We start from the raw sequence: 9,303 nt of genomic DNA on the forward strand, positions 1-9,303 counted from the left end.
GCGTACGCGGCATGAGTCTCGGCGACGAGAGCGGCTACGGCAGCGGTTCAGGTCGTACGGACGATGGATACAGCACCATCGGCGGTACGCGCCAGACCCGTACCCGCCTCCCCGACGGCGAGGACGGCGACGGCTACAGCACCCCCCGCCGCCCCGCCCGCAGCTCCCGCTCCCTCGTCACGGTGGTCGGCGTGGTCGTCCTCCTGATCGCGGCTATCGCGTTCGCGAACATGGGTGGGGGCGGCGGAGACGGCAGCGGCGGCTCGGGGAATGGGAAGAGCAAGCCGGATTCGTCGTCCACGGCGGCCACGGGGACGAAGCCGGTTGACGGGAAGAACGGCACCATCGCGTCGGGCTTCGCCCACGACGACCAGGGTGCGCAGAGCGCTGCCGCGAACTACTCCGTGGCGCTCGGTTCGGCCGAGATGTTCGACAAGACCAAGCGGGACAGCATCCTCGATGCTGTCATCGCCCCGTCCGCCGTGAACGGATTCCGCACCACGCTCGATCAGGCCTACTCCGCGGGCCTCTTCAAGAACCTGGGCCTCAACGACGACGGCTCGACCCCTGCTGGCTTCACCTTCATCTCACGCACCACTCCTATCGGCACCAAGGTCACGAAGAGCTCCACCGACCAGGTCACCGTGGAGGTCTGGTGCACCGGCCTGATTGGCCTGGCGGGCGAGGGTTCGACCAACCCCGTTACGGACGGTTGGTTCACCATCACCATGGAGCTGCAGTGGGTAAGCGGCGATTGGAAGGCTGTCACCCACTCGCAGAAGGACGGCCCTGCCCCCGTGGGGAGCGACACACGGGCGTCCAGCGCCGACGAGATCGCCGGCGCAGTCAATGGGTTCGGAGGGTTCACCTATGCCCGGTAGTCATAGCCCGCGTCGCCGCGTGAGGTCTGTCGCGGCTCTGTTGGCAGCGGTACAGGTGTCTGCCATCCTCCTGGCCACCAAAGTTGCAGCTGCTCCTACGCCGTCCCCCAGTCCGAGCAAGAGCAACAACGCTTGCGACCTCATCCACGGCCCCGCCAAGGACTACTGCGAAAACGGCGACGCAGGCGCCCCCAAAACCGGCCCCTCCACCACCCTCGACAACTCCCTGGACCCCCTCTCCTCCCTCGCCCGCGGCTGCGCCGACGCCGCCGCATGGATCATCGGCAAGCTCGGCGACGCCGTGAAGCAGACCGCGAACGTCGACTTCACCAACGAGACCTTCCGGCAGCAGTACGCGATCGTGTTCGCGGCCTCCGCCATCCTCACGCTCGTCCTGTGGCTGTTCGCCGTCGCCAAGCGCGCCATCCGTGGTGTCCCGCTCACCACCGCGATCTCCGAAGCCGTCGGATTCCTCTGGCTGACGGTCATCGCCTCAGCCTTCACCCCACTCGTCCTCTACGTGGTCGTATCAGCCACCGACGGCGTCAGTGACGTGATCGCCTCCGCCACGGGAAACAAGGCCGACGTCTTCTTCGGGTCGTTCGCCGAAGCGCTCAAGAAGGGCTCCGACATCGGCGGCGGACCGATCATGCTGATCGTCGTCTCGCTCGTCTCGATCCTCGCCGCGGGCGTCCTCTACCTGGAGCTCGTCATCCGCGCCGCCCTGCTCTACGTGGGCGCCCTTCTCGGCACCGTCGTCTACGCGGGGCTCGTCGACAAGAACATGTGGGGCCACGTACGCCGCTGGGCGGGCATCATGATCGCGGTGATCATGGTGAAGCCGGTCATCGTCATCGTGCTGGGGCTGGCCGGCGCGCTCTCCGGGGACGACGGGCCGAACGCGTTCTCCTCCGTCGTGTCCGGTCTCGCCATCATCCTGCTCGCGATCTTCGCCTCCGCGATGATCTACCGGTTCGTCCCCGGCTTCGGCGACGAGATCCAGGGCGCCCGCACCAACCGCAAGCAGGCCACCGACGGCTCCCAGGCCGCCGCGATGATCAGCTCCCCTGCCGCTCTCGTCTCCCAGGGCATCAAGACCCACAGCAGCCGCAGCGGCCAGAACAGCGGTGACAGCGGCAGCGGCGGGGCCCGGCCCGCCAACGCGGTCAGCGGCGGTGTCGCCGCCCACAGCTCCCGCAACTCCGGCGGCGGGAGCGGAGTCGGCGGCGGATCTGTCCCCTCCGCCGCACCTCCGCCCCGCAGCGGATCGGGGCCGACCTCCGGCACCCCCCACGGCAGCCGCTCCCCCCGAGGTGGCGGATCAGGCAGTTCAGGTAACAACAGCACGGGAGGTGGAGGGCGTTGACGACTCAGTCCCACACGATCGCGCCCCGCCGTACGTATCTCATCGGCCGGGCCCGGCCGAACGCGATCGTCGGCAAGAACCGCGAGACCGGCGAGATCGCGCTGATCATCGTCGGTGCGTTCTTCGGCATGATGAGCGGGCTGCTCGTCCCCTACCTGGCCCCGCGGATCGTGCTGCTCGCGGGCTTCCCCCTCCTCGCCCTCGCGATCGTGTACTTCCCGTACAAGCACCGCACCTTCTACAAATGGTTTGAGATCAACCGTAGCTACAAGCGCACCCTGCGCCGCGGTACGACCTACCGTTCCGCCGCCATGGAGGCGGGCGTCGGCGCCGACGGGCGCGAGGTCGAGATCGGGCCGCCCCCCGGCATCGGCCGGATCAACTGGCTCGCCGCCCCCTTCGGTCCGGACGAGATCGCCGTACTCCTGCACGCCGACCGCCGAACCGTGACCGCCGCGATCGAGATCGAGGGCCCCGGCGTCGGGCTGCGCGACAGCGAGGACCAGGAAGCGCTCGTCGACCGGTTCGGCACGCTGCTGAAGCATGTCGCCAACGGCGACGGCTTCGTGACCCGCATTCAGATGCTTGCGCGTACCCTCCCCGCCGACCCCGACGCCCACGCCAAGGACGTCGCCCAGCGCGGCGACAAGACGTCCCCGGGCTGGCTGCAGGAGTCGTACGACCAGCTGCAGTCCATGGTTTCCACCTCCAGCGAGCAGCACCGCGCCTACCTCGTCGCCTGCATGCACTACACCCGTGAGCTGGCCGCCGAGGCCAATGCCATGGCCCGTGCCGCCCGCCCCCAGGCCGGCCGCAAACTGGACCGGGACGCGGGTCTCGCCGTCGTGATGGCGCGCGAGCTCACCGACATCTGCGCCCGCCTCGCCGAGGCCGACATCCGGGTGCGCCAGCCGCTCGGCCAGAGCCGGCTCGCCTCCCTCGTGCATTCGATGTACGACCCCGACCACCCCATCGACCACATCCAGGCCATGACCAAGCGCAACGCCTGGCCCGCCGAACTGGACGCGGTCGAACCGACGTTCCTCCAGGCCAAGACCCGCGAGTCGACCACCCGCGCACCCTGGTGCCACTCCACGGCCTGGGTGAAGGAGTGGCCGATGACGCCCGTCGGCGTCAACTTCCTGGCCCCGCTCCTCGTCCACACGCCCGATGTGATCCGTACGGTCGCGGTCTGCATGGACCTCGAACCCACCGAGGTCGCCATCGAGCGGATGCTCACCGAGAAGACCAACGACGAGGCGGAAGCCAGCCGTCAGGCCAAGATGAACCGCACCGTCGACCCGCGCGACATCGCCGCGCACGGCCGGCTCGACCAGCGGGGTGAAGATCTCGCGAGCGGCGCGGCCGGAGTGAACCTGGTGGGGTACATCACCGTGTCCTCGCGTTCACCCGAATCCCTGGCCCGCGACAAGCGGACGATCCGGGCCTCGGCCGGAAAGTCGTATCTGAAGCTGGAGTGGTGCGACCGCGAGCACCACCGCGCCTTCGTGAACACCCTGCCGTTCGCCACCGGCATTCGTCGCTGACCGCAAACAACCGAGAGAAACGAGAGGGAGGTCGGTCACGCCATGCGAGATCCGCTGTCCGCGCTGTCGGACGCCTTCACCGCCTTCCTCTTCGGGAAGGTGGAGACGACCAGGCTGCCCGTCCGTACGTCGACCGGACAGGCCCAGGCCGTCTACCTGCCCACCGCGGCCCCCGGCCTCGGCGACTCCGGAGTGATCATCGGCCGCGAGGTGTACTCCGGCAAGGGCTACATCTACGACCCGTTCCAGCTGTACGGACAGCAGCTGCCCGCCCCGCACTGGCTGGTGCTCGGCGAATCCGGCAACGGCAAGTCCGCGCTGGAGAAGACGTACGTGCTCCGCCAGCTCCGCTTCCGCGACCGCCAGGTCGTCGTCCTGGACGCCCAGGGCGAGGACGGCGTCGGCGAGTGGAACCTCATCGCCCAGGAACTCGGCCTCACCCCGATCCGCCTCGACCCGACCTCCGCACTCAACGGCGGCATCCGGCTCAACCCGCTCGACCCCGCGATCACCACGACCGGCCAGCTCGCCCTGCTCCGTACGATCATCGAAGTCGCCATGGGGCACGGCCTGGACGAACGGTCCGGCTTCGCGCTGAAGGTCGCCCACGCGTACGTCAACGAGACGATCACCGACCGGCAGCCGGTCCTGACCGACATCGTCGACCAGCTGCGCCACCCGGAGCCCGAGTCCGCCGAGGCGATGAACGTCGACATAGATGACGTACGGGCCTGGGGCCTCGATGTCGCCCTCGTCCTGGACCGCCTGGTCGACGGTGACCTGCGCGGCATGTTCGACGGACCGACGAGCGTCGGCATCGACCTCGACGCCCCGCTGATCGTCTTCGACCTGTCACACATCGACCGGAACTCGATCGCGATGCCGATCCTGATGGCGATCGTCGGCGTCTGGCTGGAGCACACCTGGATCAGGCCCGACCGGAAGAAACGCATCTTCCTGGTCGAAGAGGCCTGGCACATCATCAACTCGCCCTTCGTGGCCCAGCTCTTCCAGCGCCTGCTGAAATTCGGGCGCCGGCTGGGTCTCTCGTTCGTGGCCGTCGTCCACCACCTCAGCGACGTCGTCGACGGAGCGGCGGCCCGCGAGGCCGCGGCGATCCTCAAAATGGCCTCGACCCGCACGATCTACGCCCAGAAGGCCGACGAGGCCAGAGCCACGGGACGCGTGCTCGGCCTGCCCCGATGGGCGGTCGAGATCATCCCGACCCTCACCCCCGGCATCGCGGTCTGGGACGTCAACGGCAACGTCCAGGTGGTCAAACACCTGATCACCGAGGCGGAACGCCCTCTGGTCTTCACAGACCGCGCGATGACCGAGTCCTCCACGGCCGAACTCCTCCCGGAGGACGTACGCGCCGCCGAGCTGGAGGCGGAGCAGCGCGCGGCACGGATCGAGCACCAACAACGACTGAACGAGTCGTCCGAGTCAACGGTGGCATGACATGGCAGGGCGCGGCGAGGTAAGTACCGGCGGCAGCGGGGGCGGCGGAGGCATCCCTGACGGCCTGCTGATCGGCCTGCTGGCCTTCCTGCTCGGGCTGACGCTGCTGGCGTGGACGGCCACCGGCCTGGCCGGACTGTTCACGCACGGCGCCTGGCCGGAGGGGGTCACCCTCGCCGAGACCCCCTTGGCGATGCGACAACTGGTCACCACACCGCACGACATCCCGGCCGCCTGGCCGAACACCCCGGCGGGCGAGCTCTCCGGGTACGGGCTGTTCTGGGGCCTGTTCATAGGCGAACTGATGGTGCTGCTGGTGCTGACGGTCTTCGTGATAGGGGTGGTGACCCGTTGGCGGCTGGTACGGGCACAGCAGCGGAGCGAACGGTACGGGGACAAGGACATGCCCGTACCGTCCCGGCGGCAGGAGCCCGGGCCCGAGGCCCAGAACCCACAGCAGACGGAGCCGCAGCCAAAGCCCGAGCCGGAGCCTCGACCGACGGCCCACTCCCCGGAAGCCGTGCCCGTGCCCGTGGAGTACACCCCGCCCGCACCCGCCCCCGTGCCCGTGGAGCACACCCCACCCGAGCCCGCCCTCCCCTCTCCCCGGACCCCCCTCGTCGTCTACGGACCGGCCGCCACCCGCCGCCCCACCGTCATCCAGGCGATCCAGGAGGCCGACGGACCCGCGCTCGTCGTCACCTCCGACCCCACCGTCTGGGCCGAGACGAAGGACGCCCGCGCCAAGCTCGGCCCGGTCCTCGTCTACGACCCGGGCCACCTCTGCGACACCCCGGCCCGCCTCCACTGGTCCCCCACGGCCGGGTGCGAACAGCCCGACACGGCCGCCGCCCGCTCCGCCGCGCTACTCGCCCCGGTCCGGCCGCAGGCCCGGATCGACGCGACGACGGCCGACACCGCGGAAACGCTCCTGAAATGCTGGCTGCACGCCGCCGCCATCGACGGCAGGCCCTTCCGCCAGGTCCACCGCTGGGCCCTCGGCGGCAGCGCCCACGAACCGGTGCGCCTGCTCCGTACCCACCCCAAGGCAGCCTCCGGGCTCGCCGGCGTGCTGGAGTCCGCACTGACCGCCCATCCCGAACGCCGCGAGATGGCACAGGAACTGACGGTACGAGCCTTCGCCGCACTCTCCTCGGTCCACATCCGCGAGGCCTGCACACCGAACCGGGCCGATTCGCTCGTGCTGGAATCTTTCGCGGGCGAGGGGGGCACCCTTTATGTGGTGGGTGAACCGATCGAGGATCCCCGCTCGGGTCCCGGAGCAATGCCCCTGCTCACGGCACTCGCCTCACACGTGGTCGAGCACGGCCGCCGCATGGCCGCACGGTCAACCGACGGTCGGCTCGACCCACCAATGACGCTCGTACTCGACGACGTCGCCGCGGTGGCGCCCCTGCCCCGGCTCCCGGAACTGCTGTCGACCGGCCAGGCCCAGGGCCTGGAGACCCTGGCCCTCCTCCGCTCCCAGGAACAGGCCCGCGCCCGCTGGCCCCAAGACCTCACCGGCTCACGCTAGCCAGGAAAATCCGGCGCCACGCGCCTACACCGGCCACCCCACCGCATACTCCAGCTCCCACGCAGACGGGTCGCCCGGCACAGGCACCGACTCCCCGGTGGCCACGAACCCGATCCGCCGATAGAGCGCCGCAGCCCGCACGTTGCCCTCGTGCACATACAGCCGCACCCGCTCGATCCGCGGCTCCACCAGCGACCACGCCCAGTCCGTCCCGGCCCGGAACAGCTCTTCGGCCAGGCCCTCGCCCCGTGCCTCGGGCCGTATGAACACACCGACCACATGCGCCTGGTGGACGTCGGCCGCCTCCTCGAACCGCACCTCCGCGTCCGGCCGCTCGATCAGCACGGTGACGCTGCCGTCCCACCGCCCGTCGGGCACGACGGCGACGAACTGCCGCACGTCACCGCTCCCGGCCTCGAAGCCACCGACGCATCATCAGAGCCGGTGCCCGTACCCGCGTCCTCATCGTCACAACGTTCGACCTCGACCGGAAGGACGCGCTGCCGGAGGAACTCCTCTCCGGCATCCGAGCTGTGGCAAGCGGCGACGCAGTGGTCGCCCCTAGTCTCACCCGCCGTCTTCTGGACACGTATGTGCAACACCTGCCGCCCGTTCCCGGCGGCCCCTCAAGCCTGGACGCACGCATCGCGCCCCTCCCGAACGGGAAAGGGAAATCCTCACGGCCATCGACCGGGGCTGGACCAATACGGAGATCGCCGAACGGCTCCACCTCGCCGAATCAACGGTGAAAACACACGTCACGCGCATCCTCGCCAGAATGGGATCCCGCGAGCGCGTCCAGGCAGTCATCCTGGCTTACGACACCCACCTGGTCACCCCCGCCTGACAGTAAAGAGGGGTAAACGCAGAAAAGCCCCGCACCAGAGGTGCGGGGCTTTCCCGTAAAAGAAGTTCGGCGGCGTCCTACTCTCCCACAGGGTCCCCCCTGCAGTACCATCGGCGCTGAAAGGCTTAGCTTCCGGGTTCGGAATGTAACCGGGCGTTTCCCTAACGCAATGACCACCGAAACACTATGAAATTAACCAACACCGGAACACAACACGGCCGTTCGTTATTTCAGAACTAACACAGTGGACGCGAGCAACTGAGGACAAGCCCTCGGCCTATTAGTACCAGTCAGCTCCACCCGTTACCGGGCTTCCACATCTGGCCTATCAACCCAGTCGTCTACTGGGAGCCTTAACCAATCAAGTTGGTGGGAATACTCATCTCGAAGCAGGCTTCCCGCTTAGATGCTTTCAGCGGTTATCCTTTCCGAACGTAGCCAACCAGCCATGCCCTTGGCAGGACAACTGGCACACCAGAGGTTCGTCCGTCCCGGTCCTCTCGTACTAGGGACAGCCCTTCTCAATATTCCTACGCGCACAGCGGATAGGGACCGAACTGTCTCACGACGTTCTAAACCCAGCTCGCGTACCGCTTTAATGGGCGAACAGCCCAACCCTTGGGACCGACTCCAGCCCCAGGATGCGACGAGCCGACATCGAGGTGCCAAACCATCCCGTCGATATGGACTCTTGGGGAAGATCAGCCTGTTATCCCCGGGGTACCTTTTATCCGTTGAGCGACAGCGCTTCCACAAGCCACTGCCGGATCACTAGTCCCGACTTTCGTCCCTGCTCGACCCGTCGGTCTCACAGTCAAGCTCCCTTGTGCACTTACACTCAACACCTGATTGCCAACCAGGCTGAGGGAACCTTTGGGCGCCTCCGTTACTCTTTAGGAGGCAACCGCCCCAGTTAAACTACCCATCAGACACTGTCCCTGATCCGGATCACGGACCCAGGTTAGACATCCAGCACGACCAGAGTGGTATTTCAACGGCGACTCCACAACCACTGGCGTGGCTGCTTCAAAGTCTCCCACCTATCCTACACAAGCCGAACCGAACACCAATATCAAACTGTAGTAAAGGTCCCGGGGTCTTTCCGTCCTGCTGCGCGAAACGAGCATCTTTACTCGTAGTGCAATTTCACCGGGCCTATGGTTGAGACAGTCGAGAAGTCGTTACGCCATTCGTGCAGGTCGGAACTTACCCGACAAGGAATTTCGCTACCTTAGGATGGTTATAGTTACCACCGCCGTTTACTGGCGCTTAAGTTCTCAGCTTCGCCGACCCGAAAGTCAGCTAACCGGTCCCCTTAACGTTCCAGCACCGGGCAGGCGTCAGTCCGTATACATCGCCTTACGGCTTCGCACGGACCTGTGTTTTTAGTAAACAGTCGCTTCTCGCTGGTCTCTGCGGCCACCCCCAGCTCACCGAGTAAATCGGATCACCAGTGATGGCCCCCCTTCTCCCGAAGTTACGGGGGCATTTTGCCGAGTTCCTTAACCATAGTTCACCCGAACGCCTCGGTATTCTCTACCTGACCACCTGAGTCGGTTTAGGGTACGGGCCGCCATGAAACTCGCTAGAGGCTTTTCTCGACAGCATAGGATCATCCACTTCACCACAATCGGCTCGGCATCAGGTCTCAGCCTTAACGTGTG

At 67.0% G+C, this 9,303-nt stretch carries 5 protein-coding genes, 2 rRNA genes and 2 pseudogenes (1 of these 9 running past the window's edge); 6 read left to right on the forward strand and 3 right to left on the reverse strand.

Translation table 11 applies throughout. The features are described from left to right. The first annotated feature begins 11 nt into the window (after positions 1-11). From OG609_RS19150 to OG609_RS19170, 5 genes are read left to right on the forward strand one after another with little or no spacing between them, the layout of a single operon-like run. Positions 12-881, forward strand: coding sequence for a hypothetical protein (locus OG609_RS19150; RefSeq protein WP_327273947.1), 870 nt, complete (start codon positions 12-14; stop codon positions 879-881). Further along, complete coding sequence (locus OG609_RS19155) at positions 871-2,247, forward strand: hypothetical protein (protein WP_327273948.1); 1,377 nt, start codon at positions 871-873, stop codon at positions 2,245-2,247. Before OG609_RS19150 ends, OG609_RS19155 begins: the two co-directional genes overlap by 11 nt. Next, on the forward strand, positions 2,244-3,794 hold the full coding sequence (locus OG609_RS19160; protein ID WP_327273949.1) for an SCO6880 family protein: 1,551 nt from the start codon (positions 2,244-2,246) through the stop codon (positions 3,792-3,794). Before OG609_RS19155 ends, OG609_RS19160 begins: the two co-directional genes overlap by 4 nt. Before the next feature lie 42 nt (positions 3,795-3,836). Next, a complete protein-coding gene (locus OG609_RS19165) occupies positions 3,837-5,255 on the forward strand; it encodes an ATP-binding protein (protein ID WP_327273950.1) in 1,419 nt (472 codons plus the stop codon). A 1-nt stretch (position 5,256) separates the two neighbouring features. Then, positions 5,257-6,792 (forward strand): type IV secretory system conjugative DNA transfer family protein, encoded by a 1,536-nt coding sequence (locus OG609_RS19170; protein ID WP_327273951.1) that lies wholly within the window; start codon positions 5,257-5,259, stop codon positions 6,790-6,792. 24 nt (positions 6,793-6,816) lie between these two features. On the opposite strand, the pseudogene OG609_RS19175 reads toward OG609_RS19170, so the two are convergent. Further along, positions 6,817-7,209 (reverse strand): annotated as a pseudogene (locus OG609_RS19175) (GNAT family N-acetyltransferase); the annotation flags it as partial. A gap of 8 nt (positions 7,210-7,217) precedes the next feature. Here OG609_RS19175 and OG609_RS19180 point away from each other — a divergent pair. Next, positions 7,218-7,639: pseudogene (locus OG609_RS19180) on the forward strand (response regulator transcription factor); the annotation flags it as partial. Positions 7,640-7,703: 64 nt separating this feature from the next. Here the strand turns inward: OG609_RS19180 and rrf are convergent. Further along, a 5S ribosomal RNA gene (gene rrf, locus OG609_RS19185) occupies positions 7,704-7,820 on the reverse strand. Positions 7,821-7,899: 79 nt separating this feature from the next. Next, a 23S ribosomal RNA gene (locus OG609_RS19190) occupies positions 7,900-9,303 on the reverse strand; it runs 1,721 nt beyond the window's last position.

The sequence above is a fragment of the Streptomyces sp. NBC_01224 genome (genome assembly GCF_036002945.1).
Lineage (GTDB): Bacteria > Actinomycetota > Actinomycetes > Streptomycetales > Streptomycetaceae > Streptomyces.

Bases quoted from the DNA above. Each gene is read 5' to 3' on its own strand.
- OG609_RS19150 (WP_327273947.1), top strand. From the start codon at position 12: ATGAGTCTCGGCGACGAGAGCGGCTACGGCAGCGGTTCAGGTCGTACG.
- OG609_RS19165 (WP_327273950.1), top strand. From the start codon at position 3,837: ATGCGAGATCCGCTGTCCGCGCTGTCGGACGCCTTCACCGCCTTCCTC.
- OG609_RS19155 (WP_327273948.1), top strand. From the start codon at position 871: ATGCCCGGTAGTCATAGCCCGCGTCGCCGCGTGAGGTCTGTCGCGGCT.
- OG609_RS19170 (WP_327273951.1), top strand. From the start codon at position 5,257: ATGGCAGGGCGCGGCGAGGTAAGTACCGGCGGCAGCGGGGGCGGCGGA.